The 16,412-nt window shown below is 43.1% G+C and carries 17 protein-coding genes; 2 read left to right on the plus strand and 15 right to left on the minus strand.

Going from position 1 to position 16,412, the window contains the following annotated elements:
* Positions 1-38: 38 nt before the first annotated feature.
* The 7 genes from C8D97_RS07245 to C8D97_RS07275 all read right to left on the minus strand — a co-directional run bounded on the left by C8D97_RS07245 (position 39) and on the right by C8D97_RS07275 (position 6,973).
* The gene (locus C8D97_RS07245) at positions 39-446 is read right to left on the minus strand and encodes a helix-turn-helix domain-containing protein (protein WP_109763101.1); all 408 of its coding nucleotides are present in this window, start codon (positions 444-446) and stop codon (positions 39-41) included.
* Positions 447-469: 23 nt separating this feature from the next.
* Positions 470-733, minus strand: coding sequence for a type II toxin-antitoxin system HigB family toxin (locus C8D97_RS07250; protein ID WP_109763102.1), 264 nt, complete (start codon positions 731-733; stop codon positions 470-472).
* A 177-nt stretch (positions 734-910) separates the two neighbouring features.
* Positions 911-1,768 (minus strand): Dam family site-specific DNA-(adenine-N6)-methyltransferase, encoded by an 858-nt coding sequence (locus C8D97_RS07255; RefSeq protein ID WP_109763103.1) that lies wholly within the window; start codon positions 1,766-1,768, stop codon positions 911-913.
* A gap of 219 nt (positions 1,769-1,987) precedes the next feature.
* Positions 1,988-4,897, minus strand: a complete 2,910-nt coding sequence (locus C8D97_RS07260; protein WP_210204885.1) for a M16 family metallopeptidase — start codon at positions 4,895-4,897, stop codon at positions 1,988-1,990.
* A 257-nt stretch (positions 4,898-5,154) separates the two neighbouring features.
* The gene (locus tag C8D97_RS07265) at positions 5,155-5,997 is read right to left on the minus strand and encodes a putative metalloprotease CJM1_0395 family protein (protein ID WP_109763104.1); all 843 of its coding nucleotides are present in this window, start codon (positions 5,995-5,997) and stop codon (positions 5,155-5,157) included.
* A gap of 156 nt (positions 5,998-6,153) precedes the next feature.
* A complete protein-coding gene (locus C8D97_RS07270) occupies positions 6,154-6,384 on the minus strand; it encodes a hypothetical protein (RefSeq protein ID WP_109763105.1) in 231 nt (76 codons plus the stop codon).
* A 214-nt stretch (positions 6,385-6,598) separates the two neighbouring features.
* Positions 6,599-6,973: a diacylglycerol kinase gene (locus C8D97_RS07275; RefSeq protein WP_109763106.1), complete on the minus strand. Its 375-nt coding sequence runs from the start codon at positions 6,971-6,973 to the stop codon at positions 6,599-6,601.
* Between the two features lie 226 nt (positions 6,974-7,199).
* Between C8D97_RS07275 and C8D97_RS07280 the strand changes: the two genes are divergently transcribed.
* Complete coding sequence (locus C8D97_RS07280) at positions 7,200-7,751, plus strand: phosphatase PAP2 family protein (RefSeq protein WP_109763107.1); 552 nt, start codon at positions 7,200-7,202, stop codon at positions 7,749-7,751.
* 145 nt (positions 7,752-7,896) lie between these two features.
* Positions 7,897-9,024 (plus strand): MJ1255/VC2487 family glycosyltransferase, encoded by a 1,128-nt coding sequence (locus C8D97_RS07285; protein WP_109763108.1) that lies wholly within the window; start codon positions 7,897-7,899, stop codon positions 9,022-9,024.
* On the opposite strand, the gene C8D97_RS07290 is transcribed toward C8D97_RS07285, so the two are convergent.
* The 8 genes from C8D97_RS07290 to C8D97_RS07325 form a co-directional block, all read right to left on the minus strand.
* Complete coding sequence (locus tag C8D97_RS07290; RefSeq protein WP_109763109.1) at positions 8,968-9,393, minus strand: GFA family protein; 426 nt, start codon at positions 9,391-9,393, stop codon at positions 8,968-8,970. The two genes, C8D97_RS07285 and C8D97_RS07290, sit on opposite strands and share 57 nt — an antisense overlap.
* A 72-nt stretch (positions 9,394-9,465) precedes the next feature.
* Positions 9,466-10,722, minus strand: a complete 1,257-nt coding sequence (locus tag C8D97_RS07295; protein ID WP_109763110.1) for a threonine synthase — start codon at positions 10,720-10,722, stop codon at positions 9,466-9,468.
* A 251-nt stretch (positions 10,723-10,973) separates the two neighbouring features.
* A complete protein-coding gene (locus tag C8D97_RS07300; RefSeq protein WP_170115174.1) occupies positions 10,974-12,332 on the minus strand; it encodes a tetratricopeptide repeat protein in 1,359 nt (452 codons plus the stop codon).
* A 102-nt stretch (positions 12,333-12,434) separates the two neighbouring features.
* On the minus strand, positions 12,435-13,040 hold the full coding sequence (locus C8D97_RS07305; RefSeq protein WP_109763112.1) for an energy transducer TonB: 606 nt from the start codon (positions 13,038-13,040) through the stop codon (positions 12,435-12,437).
* Between the two features lie 5 nt (positions 13,041-13,045).
* On the minus strand, positions 13,046-13,453 hold the full coding sequence (locus C8D97_RS07310; protein WP_109763113.1) for an ExbD/TolR family protein: 408 nt from the start codon (positions 13,451-13,453) through the stop codon (positions 13,046-13,048).
* A gap of 41 nt (positions 13,454-13,494) precedes the next feature.
* On the minus strand, positions 13,495-14,022 hold the full coding sequence (locus C8D97_RS07315; protein WP_109763114.1) for a MotA/TolQ/ExbB proton channel family protein: 528 nt from the start codon (positions 14,020-14,022) through the stop codon (positions 13,495-13,497).
* 2 nt (positions 14,023-14,024) lie between these two features.
* Positions 14,025-15,374 carry a MotA/TolQ/ExbB proton channel family protein gene (locus C8D97_RS07320; RefSeq protein WP_109763115.1) on the minus strand — a complete coding sequence of 450 codons (1,350 nt, stop codon included), beginning with the start codon at positions 15,372-15,374 and terminating at the stop codon, positions 14,025-14,027.
* 184 nt (positions 15,375-15,558) lie between these two features.
* A complete protein-coding gene (locus C8D97_RS07325) occupies positions 15,559-16,320 on the minus strand; it encodes a DUF3450 domain-containing protein (RefSeq protein ID WP_109763116.1) in 762 nt (253 codons plus the stop codon).
* Positions 16,321-16,412: the final 92 nt, after the last annotated feature.

Genomic DNA, 16,412 nt, shown 5'->3' on the forward strand with positions numbered 1-16,412 from the left:
CGGCGGTTTTATATCAAGGCTTTAAACACACGATAGAGCTATGGCTCAAGAAACGCATTCGGGCTTACAGAAAAGCGTCTTGATAGAGCGCGTATATGGCGAACAGTAAGTGAGCGCTTACCGTTTAAGATTTCGGAAACCACGCCCTGGCTGCCTACTTCTTTTAAATCCGACTGCTTGATCTTATGAACTTTCATCAGATACTTAAGCGCCGAAACACCACTGCCCACTTCATTAACCAGAAACTTTTCTTCATACTGTTGAGCCGCACTGGCCATGCCCTCGATCAAGCCGTTTAACGGACTATTATGATCGTCAGCGGTCATTTCCATCGCTTCTTCCATCTGAGTAATCAATGTTTCGTAGTCATTTTCCGTTCCGGGGCGCTGTATGAGCGGTGCAATAGCGTCCCAATGGTTGATAGCATGTTGCAGTTTTTCATTCATATCACTTATCCCTCAGCTACAATTTACAAAACACCTGGACGAATATCTTTTACCATAGCGACTTGAGCTTTAAAGTTAATCATCGCTTTGAGTAATAAGGTCGTGCCAGGAACCAGAAACCAATACTCATTACCTGAATTTCTCATCTCAGCAAAGCTTTGACGCAACGCCAACTCTGATGGAAAGTCGGTAAAATTCATTATGCGAAACCAACCATCCAAGGCTGTTTTCGATGCCGGAAACTTCTCTTTAGCTTCAGCGAGTCGGTGAGTTGCTACGACTTTCACTATTAAGTTCTCCTTGCTTAATACGCATCTCCCGTTGAGAAGATGTTCGCGTTTGATAGCTATTATAAGACACGATTTTAGCCTTATGGAGCTAGATTAATGACATTTTGTTATAAATGTGACTTGTTTCATTATATAACTAAGACTATATATAAAATATGAAGCAAGTATTTGTTGTTACAGGCTTTTTGTGAATATTGCCAATAATTCATCGGCATTATTACGACGACTTCCATTGCAACTTATAAAGCGTCTTACCGGAAAGCTGACAATTTTGGCTCCCTGATACATGGCTCGGGTGACTTCGTTCTCATGGTTCGAGATCACCACCGTTACCTGACGTTGTGACAGCTTTTTTGCCTGAAACGCTAACCGCTCCTGATCATGCAGAGAAAATCCATGCTTTGCGTAACTGGTAAAATAGGCCGTTGGTGAAATAGGCACATAAGGCGGATCACAATACACCACATGATCTTTTCGGGCTCGCTGCATCACTTTTTCAAAATCCTGGCAAACAAAAGTTGCTCGCTGTGCTTTTTTCCAAAAATGTTCCATTTCTAAGCGGGGAAAATATGGCTTTTTATACTTCCCGAAAGGCACATTAAACCCGCCTTTTAAATTATAGCGGCATAATCCGTTATAGCCATGTCGATTAAAATATAAAAACAGGGCTGCCTTTCGTGTACCGGGCATCAATTCATTAAACTCTTCCCGAAACTGATAATATCGAGCGGCATTATTCAGTTCAGGCTGAAAAAAAGATTCGCAGTAATCAATAAAAGATCGGCCCTCATCCTTGAGTGTTTGATACAGAAAAATCAGATCAGGGTTAATGTCCGCCAATAAATAATTGTCGTATCGAGTATTCAGGAACACCGATCCTGAGCCAATAAAAGGCTCTATCAATCGTTTACCTGACGGCAAATTGTCTGATATTCGATCAATTAAACGATATTTTCCGCCCGCCCATTTTAAAAAAGGACGAACCAATTCCCCCGAACGCAAAGCCTGATAACCCGATTTATGATTTTGCATGCACTATACGAGATTTCACCTGAGAATGCATGGAGATTCCGTTATTTATCCGGCGGATCAGAGCATCAATATTGTGATAGAGAGTATAAAGCACCAATAAAAAAGCCAGTGACTAGAGCGTGTTTATCTCTAATTATTAATCACTGGCTTAATGGTTACTCTTGCTTGGCAAATCTTTAGCATTACATTTTGGTAATACTAAAGAGGATGCCAGCAACTTTACTCGGGCAGTTTTAACGCTTCTACTTTATAACCCAGGGCTTCAAACTGTGGCTTTAAAGTTTCCATATCGCCCACCACCAACTTGGCCATGGAGTCAATTTCAAGATGCTTTTTCGCTAATGCGTTCAACTCATCCAAAGAAACCGTCTTAATAATATTTGCCTGTTTTTCAACAAAGTTTTCACTTAAGTCGTATGACAAAATATTGGCCATAAAGCCAAGCTTCTTATTAGGTGTTTCATATTTAAGAGCATCGCGCTGACCAACCGCTTTACGCATAAAGGCCACTTCATCTTCTGTCATACCGCTTTTCTGGTACTCGGTAATTTCATTAACAAACTCAATAAAGGACTTGTCAGTAACGTCGGCTCGAACACTTGCGCTGGCAACGTATCCGCCCATTTCTTTATCACCCCAGAAGTAGGCTCGGGCTCCATAGGTGTAGCCTTTGTCTTCACGTAAATTCAAATTGATACGCGAATTAAATGCCCCACCCAGATTAAAGTTCATCAGGCCAGATTTAAAGTACTCACCGGTAAAGTCACGAGGTATGCTGCGCTTACCAATTCGAATAACCGATTGAGCCGCTTTATCTTTATTCACCATATAAACGGTTTTAGGATCAAACGCGACCTTGTCAAAACTCTTTGTTGATGCATTTGATTTGCCCTGCCACTGGTTAAGCACTTCAAACTCTTTTAACAACGCGGGCTTTTCCATATCACTCACCACAATCAGCTGTGCTGATTCAGGTTTTACAAAGGATTGATAAAATCCTTTTACATCGTCCAGAGTGATCGAATTAACCGTACTGACGGTTCCTGAATTATCAATGCCAGCAATGGTGTTGCCGTACAATAATTTCAACCAGCCTTGCATCGCCAGACTTTCTGGTTGCTTCTTGCTGTTTTCAATCCCTTGAATAGTTTGTGCTTTTAAACGATTAAAGTCACTTTCATCAAAAGCAGGCATCAGAATTTTTTCGTTCACTAATGCCATAGTTTCCGATAAATTTTTGGTCAGCGAGCTGACAAAAATATTAACCGTTGTATCGGTTGCACGAATATTAATGTTGGCGCCTAACTTTTGTAATGCCAAACTCATTTCTTCGGTGCTGCGTTTTTCCGTTGACTCATTCATCAGGCCAGCGGTTAAAGCAGCTAAGCCGGCTTTATCTTTTGAAGTATGATAATGCCCGCCCGGAATTTTAATTAACAATGAGGTAGTTGGCGTTTCAAGATTTTTAGCACCCAGCACGGTTAACTTGTTATCCGTAGTTGCACGCCAAAAGTCTGGAACAGAAACCAGAGGATTTGCGCCTGCTTTTGGTGTCACACTGCGATCAAAGTCATCTTTGGCAATTCGTAAATCCAGATCATCTGACTTGGGAGATGAAGTCGCAACGAAATCTCTTGGCGCTGGCGTGTAGGTGTCTTTTTTCGCCACCATATTCTCTTTGCCATTCGGAACAACACTTAGTACAACTGCATTCTTTCCTTTGATGTACTGGTTATACACACGCATCACATCTTCTTTGGTTACCGAGTTATATCGCTCAATGTCCTGACTGATGTAATCCGGGTTACCAGTAAAAGTTTCGTAAGCCGCTAACTGACTTACTTTACCTGCTACGGACTGCAATCCAAAAATGGTATTGGACTCATGCTTGGCTTTTGCTTTTAGTAAATCATCTTCGGTAACGCCACGCTTTTCAAACTCCGCAAAAGTATCACGCATGATTTTTTCTAAATCAGCCAGTGATTTACCCGATGCCGGATTAGGTAATGCGTACATGGTGAACTGACAGGCCAACTCCTGACAAGGATGAGACACGGTTGCCTGAACCGCAAATTGATTCTTCACCAGATTTTTGTAGAACAATGACGTACGGCCACCGCCTAAAATTTCCGCCAGAAGATCAAGTGGGGCTTCATCCGCACTGCGTGCATAGGTGGTTGGGAATGTCATATAAATAAGTGGTAAGTGAACATTATCTTCAAATGAAACATAACGATCAGCGTCCAGAGTGACCGGCGCTTTTTCTGGCATAGTTACTTCTGGCCCACGTGGTATAGAACCAAAATACTTATTCACCAGCGCTAATGTTTCTTCTGCATCTACGGCGCCACCAATGGTTAATGTGGCATTATTAGGTCCGTACCAACGCAGGAAGAATTTTTTAAGATCGTTCACATTCACGCGGTTCAAGTCATCCATATAACCAATAACTGGCCACGAATATGGATGCCCGTGCGGGTATAAAGCTTCAGCAACCGTTTCACCCAACCGGCCGTATGGACGATTGTCTACTCGCTGACCACGCTCGTTTTTAACTGTCTCACGCTGTACTTCAAATTTTTCCTGAGTAACCGCTTTAAGTAGAAAGCCCATGCGATCGGCTTCTAACCAGAGGATTTTTTCCAGCTGATTTACTGGTACTGTTTGAAAATAATTGGTTCGGTCACTGTTGGTGGTGCCGTTTAAGGTTCCGCCCGCTTCAGAAACAATTTTAAAATGTTCTTCGTCGGCCACATGCTCGGAGCCCTGAAACATCATGTGCTCAAAAAAGTGCGCAAAGCCGGATTTGCCCAGTTCTTCGCGCGCCGATCCCACATGGTAGGTAACATCCACATGAGCCAGAGGATCCGAATCATCCTGATGCAAAACAACCGTTAAACCATTATCCAGTTGATACTTCTGATACGGAATAACCGTTTCATTTCCTTTACGCTCAACCGTCTCAATCAGCTGAATGCCATCGGGTAAGTTAATTGACGCAGATTTAGCGTCTGGAGTTTCTTGAGCGGAAGGTTGCTCAGCTTTAGCAGCATCATTACCTGATGCCTTATCATCCTGCTGACAACCGGCCAATAAGGCCGTCAACGCCAGTAATTTCCAATGTTTCAAAATAGTCTCTCCTAACCTTGAGTTACTTTTAATAAGTGATACGTGACTGTGCAGTCTTCTCAGTGAGCAATATATTACAAGTTAAGCTGGAATTGTGAATATGCACACTTGTTGGCATTGGAATGGTTAACTTGACGTTAGATGGTGAAAGATTCAATCAATAAGCCATTGATAAAATTTAAGTTTTAAGTTTAAGAGAAATTAAATTGGAAGAGTACGCAAATGGAGAGAGCGGTATAAAGCGTTAATATAAAAGATCAGGCAGATACGCTGAGCAGAGTTCCCTGATCGGGCGAGTCAATGACCCCAAGGCCTTTAAGCCGAAGTTCGAATTGTGCTCTAGGGTCGACATCCGCTGATGGAGAGTCGTTTTGGTTAGGCCTGCCAGGTTTGTCAGACTCTGTATTAGCGCCCGATGAGTCGCCAGAGGCCTGCTCTCGCCGCATTGCCTGCAACTCAGCGCGAGCCTCTGCTTCAATGGCGGCTGCTTTGGTGGCAATTTGAACGTCTTGGGTAGAAGGATCCACCGGTGCCAGTGCCGCCTGCCGAACCTGCTTCATTTTATCAATAGTGGCCGCCGGATCGCCGTTAACTCGCGACAGGTCTATGGGTACTTCCCCACTTACTGCGTAGCGTTTGCCATCGGGACCCCGTTCGAAACTGAAGGATGCGGCGCCCGCATACTGGCCACCTACATTGGTATGGGCAGCTTCGTGCGCCCTTACCTCACGATCCGTTGTTTGTAATTGCTGGATTTCTTGCCGTTCTTGCGCTTGCTGCTGAGGGTTTTGTTGCTTATCGCCAGCGGACTGTTTTTGACCCGACGACTCCTGGCCAGGCTGTTCACGTCCACTGCCATCCCGTCCGGACTGTTGTTCCGAACGGTCCTGAACAGCACGTTCAGTTAATGCTTCACCATTACGGGTTTCTGCGCGTGCAGTGGAAGAGGAGTCTTCATTGGAGGGTTTTAAATTGACTGATTCAGAAGTGGCTTTGGTCTCCGGGATCCGTTCCTGCAGGCGCACATCATTACGCGCCGACTCGGTGGTCAAGTTGGCGTTTTGTACGGGTAAAGCAATAGGAGAAGGATTTATAACCATATCTGTTATTAAACCGAATAAATTTGATTCGTAAATTAGCGTTCAATACGATCAAATGACGGAGAGCACTGGCAAGACCGGATACAGGCAGAACAATTCTGCCTGACATTTACATTTATCTGTTGTTGTCAGGCGTTAATATCAAGCTTTAATGTCTCAGGCTTTAATATCAATTATGCTGCCAAGGAGCTTGCTTTCTGTCTCAATAACACGTGCGTTAGCCTGAGCATCACGCTCAGCAACTTTTAGCTCAACCAGTGGCTCGATTAAATCTTGAGTGCCCTGCTTATTAACACTAGCAGAGGCAATCTGTTGACTTGCATCAGCGGCACGGGTTACAGCGCTCTGAAAGCCACCCAATGCTGCAGAAAGACCGTCAATTTGCATAAACACCTCTAACTTATTGAAAAATCAAGTATTAGTTTGAACCAACACCATGAATTTTAATGGCAATTTGGGTTCATCTATTAAGTTATCGGCGGTAAATAGGCAATGTTTAGAAAAAAGTTAAACTTTTTTAAATTTTAATATCACTTTGTAAATACCACCTTGTAAATATCACCCTGTAAATCACCTTGCTCAGTGCTAGCCAATAAGCGATTTAACCGAAAAACCGGTAATAGGCAATTATTCCCCATACTGTCGCCAGTAATAGCAGACTGATAAACACCAGAGCTGAACCTATATCTTTCGCTCTTCCGGAAAGCTCATGATGTTCCACTCCGGTACGATCCACCACCGCTTCGATAGAAGAATTGGTCAGCTCCGAAATCAACACCCACAACACGCTGGCGATCAGCAAAATGAGTTCAATATGTGTTTCAGCCAACCAAAATGAAGTGGGGATCAAAACGATCGCTAACAGCACCTCCTGTCGAAATGCAGCTTCATTAACCCACGCAGCTTTCAATCCTTTCATGGAATAAAAAAATGCGTCAATAATTCTGATAATGCCTGTTTTACCCGGTTTTGCCATTTCTGAATCCTGTTGTTATTAGAGCGTGTTTATCTTTCGTTCTAGTCCCGAAAATTAAAGCTGATCATAACAGTGTCATTGTCTATCGGCTTGTATTTTTTCTGTTGTCATTAATTGTTCAACGGCTTGTCACTTAACTGCAATAAAAAACGCACAAAGTGTTAGCTATGAAAAAGTTAGGCAAAGTCATCAGGGTAATATTTTCACATAATGAGAATGTAACGTTATGAACACATGGTTAGAAAGAATTCACCATATTGATACTCAGGCGTTTATATGGGTAAATCTAAAGCAGGGGTGTCACTATCGAAAACTTGTGAGGCAAATCTCCCGCACCGGGGATGGGCCTTTATACGTAGCAATTGGATTGGTTTTATTTTTATTTGAAACGAAATTCGGCGCCGCTTTTTTAGCAGCCGCACTATTTTCTTACCTGTTCGATGTCTCTTTATATTTACTGTTAAAAAATACGATAAAACGTGATCGACCTCAATCCGGTAAAACGGGTTTTCACGCCATCATCACACCGTCCGATAAATTTAGTTTTCCTTCCGGCCACACCGCCGCTGCATTTGTATTTGCAACGCTGGTTTTTCAGTTTTATCCAGGGTTTGCTTTGGCCATTTATATCTGGGCATCACTGGTTGGACTATCAAGGGTGCTACTGGGCGTGCATTACCCTGGCGATATTTTCGCTGGAGCCGTGTTAGGCACTGCCAGTGCCTGGGCCGGTATTCAATTGTCGTATTTGCTTATGCCATTAGTGGTAACCATTTGACTCAAGCGCAACGACAGTCTCGCCATAACATGTGGCTACTTAATTTACCTGCCATGTTTATTTTGAAAATACTTACTGCTCTTTCAATAACCTTTCGCAATTCAGTTTATCAGTTATTCACACCCATAAATCAGGAAATATTTTTATGAAAATATTGTACGGTGTTCAAGGCACTGGCAATGGCCATATTACTCGCGCAAGGGTCATGCAAAAAGAGTTGAGTCGTTCCGGCATTCAAGTTGACTGGGTATTCAGTGGCCGTCCTGAAAATAATTATTTTGATATGGACTGCTTTGGAAACTATCGCACTTATCGCGGCCTTACCTTTGTAATCAATAACGGCAAAATCAATCATTTAAAAACAGCGAGCCAGTTGCACTTTAGACAATTATGGAAAGATATTAACTCGCTCGACTTGTCACAGTATGATCTGGTGTTAAACGACTTCGACCCGGTTACCGCCTGGGCAGCAAAGAAACAAAAAGTAACCGCCATTGGGTTATCGCATCAAAATGCCTTTCATTACAATATTCCAAAGAAAAATAATAATCTAATAACCGATCTGGTGATGAAATGGTTTGCACCCGTTAGTTTGCCTATTGGCGTTCACTGGCACCATTTTAACAGTCTCATTATGCCACCCATCATAGAAACCTCTCCAAGCGTTGACAAAGATCCGAATCACATTCTGGTTTACTTTCCTTTTCAATCACTTGAAAACTTGATCACATTAGTAAAACCATTTTCGAATTATCAGTTTTATATTTACCATGATGTCAAAGAGCCAATTGATGATGGTCATATCCACATCAGACCTTTCTCCCGAACAGGATTTCATAAAGATCTACAAGCCACCGCAGGCGTTATTTGTGGTGCCGGTTTTGAATTACCCAGTGAAGCATTGCAGTTGGGTAAAAAACTATTGGTTCAACCCGTCGCAGGGCAAATGGAACAAACCTCCAATGCATTGGCATTGCAGCAGTTAAACTTGGCCACCGCCTGCGATAGCTTTAATCATGAAGTGCTAAGTCAATGGCTATCGAACAATGGAGCCGGCGACAGCAATTACCGCGTTTATCCCAACACCGCCAAAGCCGTAGTTGACTGGTTAACGACATTACCTAAATCACACACTAACTCATTCAATGTTTCTGAACTGAAACACTCTCTGGAGCCGTTAGTTGAGTCGTTATGGCAACAATGTGGTGAAAAAAAATCAGTTAATCGATGCCGTAATAGTGACACTGCCCCACAGGGAAGCCCATCGACCTGACTTTTCATCGGCCGATAATTTTTTGGGTGATACCACCACGGATGGCTTTAATTGCCGTTTATCTTTTAATAAACAGGCATTAACAGCACCAATTAACTGTGTATCAGATTGATAGACCACCGCAACCACATCATGACAACCGGAACAGGCAAGAAACTCCGCCTGATTCGATCCTTGCTGTAACGATTGCAGTGGCTGGGTGTGAGTAATTTGCAATAGTGCGGTTGGTTCGGATAAATATTCGATGTGACGACTCATGCAAAAACTACAGTCGCAGGCTCGTGGCGAATATTCCGTTAATTCATGTTCCAGTGTAACCACCAGAGAAACCTGTCCACAGGAACATTCGCCAGAGTATTGATGCGCCATTATGCTTCCTTAGACTTAAATCATTTATGAAAAGAGCCGCTTGTAAAAAGAATGACTTATGAAAAGAACTACTTATGAAAAGATCAGTGATCGAACGTTCGGCAAGTATTTTTCAAAACTGCCGGTATTAAACGCCACCACACGGTCATTCGGTTTTATCAAACCGTGGTCAACAGCCTGCTCTATTGCCGCCAGTGTTGCAGCACCTTCGGGTGCAATCCATAAACCAAACTGCTGATAAACGGATTTAAGTTGTTCACCGATTAAAGCTTCTTCAACGGCCAGTGCCACGCCGCCACTTTTACGTATAATATCGAGCACTTTAAAATGCCCAACCCCACCGGGAACATTCAATCCGGTGGCAATGGTTGCGCCTGCTTCAACGGCAACGGTATCGTTATCGCCATTATTAAACGCATTGACCACCGGCGATGTTTTAGACGACTGAACGCATATAACTTTAGGGCGATGATCATCGATCACGCCGAGTGCTTCCAGTTCATCAAATGCTTTCCACATGCCGAGAACACCAGTACCGCCACCGGTGGGATAAATCACCACATCAGGCAATGACCATCGGTTCTTATTACTTGCTTTCGGTTCGGCCAGCTCAAGCCCTAATGTTTTTTTACCGTCGATGCGCCAGCCCGGCTCCTGAAACGTTGCCATATTAAAATAGCCTTGCGGCAGATACTTTTGCTTCATTAGAGCGCCAGCTTCTTTAATGGTACCTTTAACCAACTCAATGGATACCGAAGCGTGCATATTCGCCAGTGCCGATACCCGCCCCATAATCGGCATAGGTGTATCATCCGGCATAATCACCACTACCTCCATACCACCTTTAAGTGCGTATTCCGTTAAGGAATCTCCCGCATTGCCCTGAGTCGGCACCACCAACTTTTTTACACCAAACGAATTAGCCATGGACGCGGCCATGCTCATACCACGATCTTTAAAGCTACCAGTGGGATTAGCTCCATAGCCGGGATGTGGCTGGCCCTCATCTTTTAACCAGAGATCAATATTGAATCGTTTTGCCAGCGCGCTATTTTGTAACGATATTTCTGGCGTACAGCCTTCTCCTAAAGAAAGTATGGATTGCGCGTCGTCACGGTTCTGATTGTCCAGAGGCAATAAACCACCAAAACGCCACATGGATTTATGATCCGGTTGATACCATTGATGCGTTGGATACTGCTGTTTTATTGCATCGGTATCCATGATGACTTCAACGGGACGACCATCCTCCGGGCATAAGTTCATTAATTGATCGGCCGGATAAATAGCCTGACAGGCGGTGCATTTTAAATGTTTAATAAAAGCCATAGCTGATTGCTTCAAGTCTTTGTAAAGGTGTAAGACCTGATAGCATAAAGAATTTAATTTTACGTGCAACTGCTAGCGCTAGAATTTATCCCCCCTCAAGAATGACCAACCAGTCAAATTGTTTAATTAAGAGCCTAACAATCGACCAGATTCATTGGCCAGAAGATTCTGATGATTCTTTATGTACTTCTGAATAAAAAAACGGCCAAATATTGGCCGTGGGATAAAAAGGGAGTGGTTGCTAGTTATTATTATAATACTTCCAACTGCTTGTACTCGGCCGCCAGTTGCGTCCATTTATTTTCTTCTTTGGCAACATAACTCATCCACTGAGACGCCATTTTATTCAACTTCTGGTGTTCGGCGGCTTTTGCAAATTCTGCTTTTGATTGGTCAAATTTTTTCAAATTAAAGTAAGCCATGCCCAATGCAATATTGACGTTACCGGGATTTTTCAGCTCACCTTTATCCAGCGCTTTTTTTCCATTTGCAATAACTTGCGACCAGCTTTCCGTATTCACATACACTTCCGCGAGCCGAGCATAGGCATTACCATCGTTAGACACTTGAGCAGCTTGCTTTAATACCGGGATCGCTTTGTCAAACTCTTTTGCCGAGGTCCAGGCCTGAGCAAGAAACTCAAGGTTTTTTAATGATGCATTCAAAATATCATCATCCATAGCCTGCTTTAATAAATTAGCGGCTTTGAAAGGCGCGCCATTTAAATAATAAATTTGCGCCAATGTTTTAAGATCACTCGCCTTAGTCACAAAACCTTGTTGATAAGCCGCTTCCATAACCGCAAGCTGTTTTTTAGTTTCGCCAATTTCACCGTACATATTGGCCAACTCAACCCAATACTTTGGTTTGCTGTGATAACGCACCAAATCTTCTGACACTTCCGTCACCTGTTTTGGTTGCTTTAATTCATAATGAGTCGCACGCTTTAACACCAACATGTTTTCATTCGGCACATTGCCATTATCAGCGTCAAACGCCAGAGATTGATTAATATGTTTTAGTGCTTTGGTGTACTGTTTTTTTGCGTAATATGCGTTAGCCAATAGACGTTCACTACTGCTGCTGGCGCCTTTTGTATTTATTTTTTTCCAGCGATTAATTAACGCAATGGTTTCATCGTAGTTTTCCATTTGCATCTGCAACTGAGCAAGACTAAACAAGGTTGACTGCTCAAGCGATTCGGGTATCGGTTGTTGCTTTAAAACCTGATTAAATGCCAGCACCGCTTGATTCACCTGATTTTCACCATAATGAATAAACGCCATAAAGTTATACATCATGGCTGCTTCATAAGAATTTAACTGATCAACGCTTTGTTCCATGCGCGTTAAAATGGCCAAACCTTCGCTTACCTTTTTTTCATCCGCCAACCGTTGTGCTTCTGACAACTGAGCATAAACCCGTTGGCGCAATGCAGGTGTACGGCGCTTTGTTTTTGCAAAAACCTGCCCACTCTGTTCCGTTAACCCGGTCATTTGGGTGATAACAGGTAATGCATAAACCACCATTGCCACAGCTGTCAGTCGCAATAACAATCGTCCCGTTTTAGACGACAGTACCAGCACGATATTTGTGATTTGATTTATCATGTTTTTTTGGTTAAGCATGATTGTTAGGTTAGAAATAGTTCTTAGATTAAACATGGCTCTTAGATTAGACATAGTTCTTTGATTAAACATAGTCATTCCCCTTTATCGCTTCATTTTGAAGGTAATCTGGTTTTGTACTCCGGGTACAGAAACCGCTTTACCATCAACCATTCGAGGTTTGTATTTAAACTTTTTTGCTGCATCCATCGCTGCTCGTTCAAAAATACCTTCGGGTTCCGCTTCAACCACTTCTGGTGAAACAACCGTTCCTTGCGGTGTCACCGTAAACTCAACAATCACATAACCTTCTATACCTCGAGACAAAGCCCGCCGAGGATAAATAGGTGCAACTTTTACAATTGGCAAATATTCGCCATCGCTGGCGTCCAGTGACATACCGTTTTTTAAACCATTATCGGCAGCAATATTGGCCGCAAACGACATGGATGCATCAGCATTGATCATATCCGTTTGCTCCATTTGCGGTTGCTCCATTTCTGGCGGTGGCTGCTCAGGTTTTGGTGGCTTCTTCGGCTTGCGCTGCTTTTTTTCCACCGATTGATCGCGCTCAACCTCGACAAACTCAAGAACACGTCGTTCGGGCGAGTCTTCAATAGTGGCATCACCACTTTCAATAAGAGCCCGCATGGTGAAAAACAAAGCCGCGGTCACCACTACTGCAATAATGACAGCGTTTACATACCTCATGGTGACTAGTTCTCCGCTGCTAAAGACACATCAAATACACCAGCGGCTCGGGCAGCATCCATCACTTTTACCAATACTTCGGTAGTTGCTTTTCGATCCGCCTGAATAACAACCGAACCTTGTGGATTTTCTGCGTGCAGTCGCTCAATGTTGGCTTGCACCCGTTCCGGATCAATACGACGTTTATCAATCCATATTTCATTTGTCGGACTGATGGCCACCAGAATATTCGCGCGATCTTTTTTAACCGCTGTGGCGGCTTCGGGGCGATTAACTTCAATACCCGATTCTTTAACAAAAGACGCGGTCACGATAAAAAAGATCAACATAATAAATACAACATCCAACATGGGTGTCATATTAATTTCGGAGTCTTCATCTTCCTCAAAAACTTTTGCAAATGGTTGTCTCATTTCAATTTCTCCAATGCCGTTTAAATATTGTTTAACGGCATTTAATGATCAAGGATCAGTTTGTCCTCGAGTAATTCAGTTTCACGTTTTGCAGTTCGCTTTAAATAGCTGGCAGCAAATACACCGGGTAACGCGCCGACCATGCCTGCCATGGTTGGTATGGTGGCTTTCGATACACCCGATGCCATTGAGCGCGCGTTGCCGGTACCCGAAATTGTCATTACATTGAATACTTCTATCATGCCGGTGACGGTACCCAGTAAACCAAGTAATGGGCATAACGCCACCATGGCCTGAATCATGGGTAATGATTTATTCAGGCGAAGCTTGGCTCTAGACACCATGGCAATACGAATTTGTTCCGCATTCCAGGAGTCTCGATCGGATCGGGACATCCAGCGATTGATCAGTGATTTACGATATTGACGATAGCCAAGCCACATAAACGACAGGCGTTCAAGTATCAAAACCCACATCACAAAGATCAGTACACCAATGTAACTGAGTACCGGACCGCCGGTTTCTAAAAACGCTTGCAGACCATCAAATGACTCAGTAATAAAAACCACCGTTACGCTCCTTGCTCTGCTCGCTCAGCAATGATGCCCGCACTTTGCTCCTGCAATATATGAACAATATTTTTGCTGCGCGTGTTTAGCCAGGTGTAAAGTAGAACCGTTGGTATAGCCACCACCAAACCCAGTACGGTAGTCACCAGTGCCTGAGAAATTCCGCCAGCCATAATGGTAGGATCACCGGCACCAAACAGAGTGATCATCTGGAAGGTATTGATCATACCGGTTACGGTTCCTAGCAGACCCAACAAAGGCGCTACCACTGAAATGATTTTTATAAAGGTTATGCTGCGTGTAATTTTTGGCAGCTCTTTCAAGATGGCTTCACTGAGTTTTAGCTCTAGTGTATCCACCGCGACATGAGGGTACTTTTCTTTTACTTTAAGAATGCGTCCCAAAGGGTTATTGTCGTTGATGGTGTTATTTTTTAATTGCTGCTTTACTTTTTTCTCGACAATAAACAGAGCAATAAAACGCTCAATGGCAATCAGCAGTGCGATTAAACCCAGAGCTAAAATAATGTAGCCAGGAATACCGCCCTGATGAACTTGCTCTTCCGTAGTAGCCGACTGTATCAACAACTCAAGAATTGATCCGCGAGTGGGATCCAGAGCAAAACCCACTAACTCACCCTGAGCCTGCTGTAAATCTTCTGCGGTAGCAGTGAATCGACCGGAAGGTTGGGTTGGCAATGTCACCACAGAATCCGACTCGGGTTTATACGCCAGATAGCTGCCATCACTAACAATATTAAAAGTACCGACCCGAACAACCTCACGCGTTTGCTTTGGACCTTCCACTGGAATCACATCAGTCTGGAACCTGGCAACTTTACCGGACTCGATTATTTCACGCTGCATTTCAAACCAGACACGTTCAATATCTTCAATCGATGCAAGTTTCGATGATGATCCCATCTGTTGTGCCAGATTGCTTAAAAACTCTGCCCGACCCGGATACTGAATAGACACCAAAGACGATTCGAGTTTACTTTGGGTATCACCCGCCACCTGCTGCAATACACCGAACAGTTCCTTTAGTGATCCCATACGGCTGGTTAATGCAGAATTCAGATCGGCCAGTTTGGCTTCATTTTCTTCGTAGCGGGTTTCCAGTTGCTCGGAAACCTGAAGCGCTGCATTTCGTTGTTCAATGGATTGTTGTAACAATTGATCCTGCTGTGAACGTTTATTAATAAACGCCTGTTCACGGGCTTTGTTTTGTTGCGATTGTTTATAATTACCTTGCTCAAGTTTTTTTAATAACGAATCAAGGTTTATGTTTTCAGCAGCCAGTGTTGTCGAGGCCGTTATACTGAGTAATAAAATGTGTATCAATGTTTTCATAATAAATTCTCTTGCCGGTTATTCAGTTCAGCTTGTTACTAGAAGCCATCTAAAAAATTGCGAACGAAGGTGAGACAAAGCTAATTTTGACAAGAAGCACAATTCACATGCAGTAATTGAGCATTTTGATTCGAAATTTAACGCCGTATCATCAAGTGCAGAATTTTTCAGGTTGCTTCTAATATCACTCAGCCGAAAACAATGGAACGGTTAACATATTGGGCGCCATTTGTTCTCGCGCCATCTTAATTCCATTATGAATTTTTGTAGAATAGCTGCTATCAAGCGCTTGCCACTGCCCCTGTTCTTTATTCCATATTCCCTGATGCTTTTTATCTTTTGACTGATAAATAAGCGCGACTCGACCAACGCGAAGAAAATTAACCGGTTGTTCAACATTGTTAACTGGGTAAAGGCCTTCATAAGCGTTGAGCGTGCGACCATAATCTAATTCAATTTGATAGGCTTCTAAAATTTGTCGGAATTTTTCAGAAACAGATACATCGGCGCGATCCATGGTTACCTTAAGTCGCTCAACACGATCCAGACGCGTTTGTTTCTGAAACGGCACATCGAGATTAACGAACTCTTCCAGCCCGTCGATCATTCGAAGCATTAGTGGTGTTATTTGACGCTCAATTACGCTGACTTTGTCAATGGAAAGATTAAGCTGTTCCATTTCCATAAGCTGATTGGCAATTTGCTTCTTCAACTGAAGGTTATAAACCTTTAAACCTTCCGTTTCTTTATTTACCGATTTAAACTGCTGAAGCTTACTGTCAATTTGCTCACTGATTTGGTCAATCTTTTGCTGCGACTTGGCGGCAGACTGATTGATTTTAGAACTTTTCTCAATAACCGGCTCAAGATTTTGAGCCGCTGATGGTTTCACTAATATTACAGATGCAAAAAGCACCCACATCGACAATGCGGATAATTTTGTCATGATCCACTCCCATAAAAATCACACAATAAATGACAAACATGTCATGCGTCTTAATAGACGACTTCCCAAAAGTGATTTATCAGAATGAGTTT

Origin of the sequence: Pleionea mediterranea, from assembly GCF_003148745.1 — a bacterium.
Classification (GTDB): domain Bacteria; phylum Pseudomonadota; class Gammaproteobacteria; order Enterobacterales; family Kangiellaceae; genus Pleionea; species Pleionea mediterranea.

Excerpts from the sequence above, each read along its gene's own strand:
- C8D97_RS07245 (WP_109763101.1), bottom strand. The coding sequence starts at position 446 with ATGAATGAAAAACTGCAACATGCTATCAACCATTGGGACGCTATTGCA.
- C8D97_RS07255 (WP_109763103.1), bottom strand. The coding sequence starts at position 1,768 with ATGCAAAATCATAAATCGGGTTATCAGGCTTTGCGTTCGGGGGAATTG.
- C8D97_RS07265 (WP_109763104.1), bottom strand. The coding sequence starts at position 5,997 with ATGGTTATAAATCCTTCTCCTATTGCTTTACCCGTACAAAACGCCAAC.
- C8D97_RS07270 (WP_109763105.1), bottom strand. The coding sequence starts at position 6,384 with ATGCAAATTGACGGTCTTTCTGCAGCATTGGGTGGCTTTCAGAGCGCT.
- C8D97_RS07275 (WP_109763106.1), bottom strand. The coding sequence starts at position 6,973 with ATGGCAAAACCGGGTAAAACAGGCATTATCAGAATTATTGACGCATTT.
- C8D97_RS07280 (WP_109763107.1), top strand. The coding sequence starts at position 7,200 with ATGAACACATGGTTAGAAAGAATTCACCATATTGATACTCAGGCGTTT.
- C8D97_RS07285 (WP_109763108.1), top strand. The coding sequence starts at position 7,897 with ATGAAAATATTGTACGGTGTTCAAGGCACTGGCAATGGCCATATTACT.
- C8D97_RS07290 (WP_109763109.1), bottom strand. The coding sequence starts at position 9,393 with ATGGCGCATCAATACTCTGGCGAATGTTCCTGTGGACAGGTTTCTCTG.
- C8D97_RS07295 (WP_109763110.1), bottom strand. The coding sequence starts at position 10,722 with ATGGCTTTTATTAAACATTTAAAATGCACCGCCTGTCAGGCTATTTAT.
- C8D97_RS07300 (WP_170115174.1), bottom strand. The coding sequence starts at position 12,332 with ATGATAAATCAAATCACAAATATCGTGCTGGTACTGTCGTCTAAAACG.
- C8D97_RS07305 (WP_109763112.1), bottom strand. The coding sequence starts at position 13,040 with ATGAGGTATGTAAACGCTGTCATTATTGCAGTAGTGGTGACCGCGGCT.
- C8D97_RS07310 (WP_109763113.1), bottom strand. The coding sequence starts at position 13,453 with ATGAGACAACCATTTGCAAAAGTTTTTGAGGAAGATGAAGACTCCGAA.
- C8D97_RS07320 (WP_109763115.1), bottom strand. The coding sequence starts at position 15,374 with ATGAAAACATTGATACACATTTTATTACTCAGTATAACGGCCTCGACA.
- C8D97_RS07325 (WP_109763116.1), bottom strand. The coding sequence starts at position 16,320 with ATGACAAAATTATCCGCATTGTCGATGTGGGTGCTTTTTGCATCTGTA.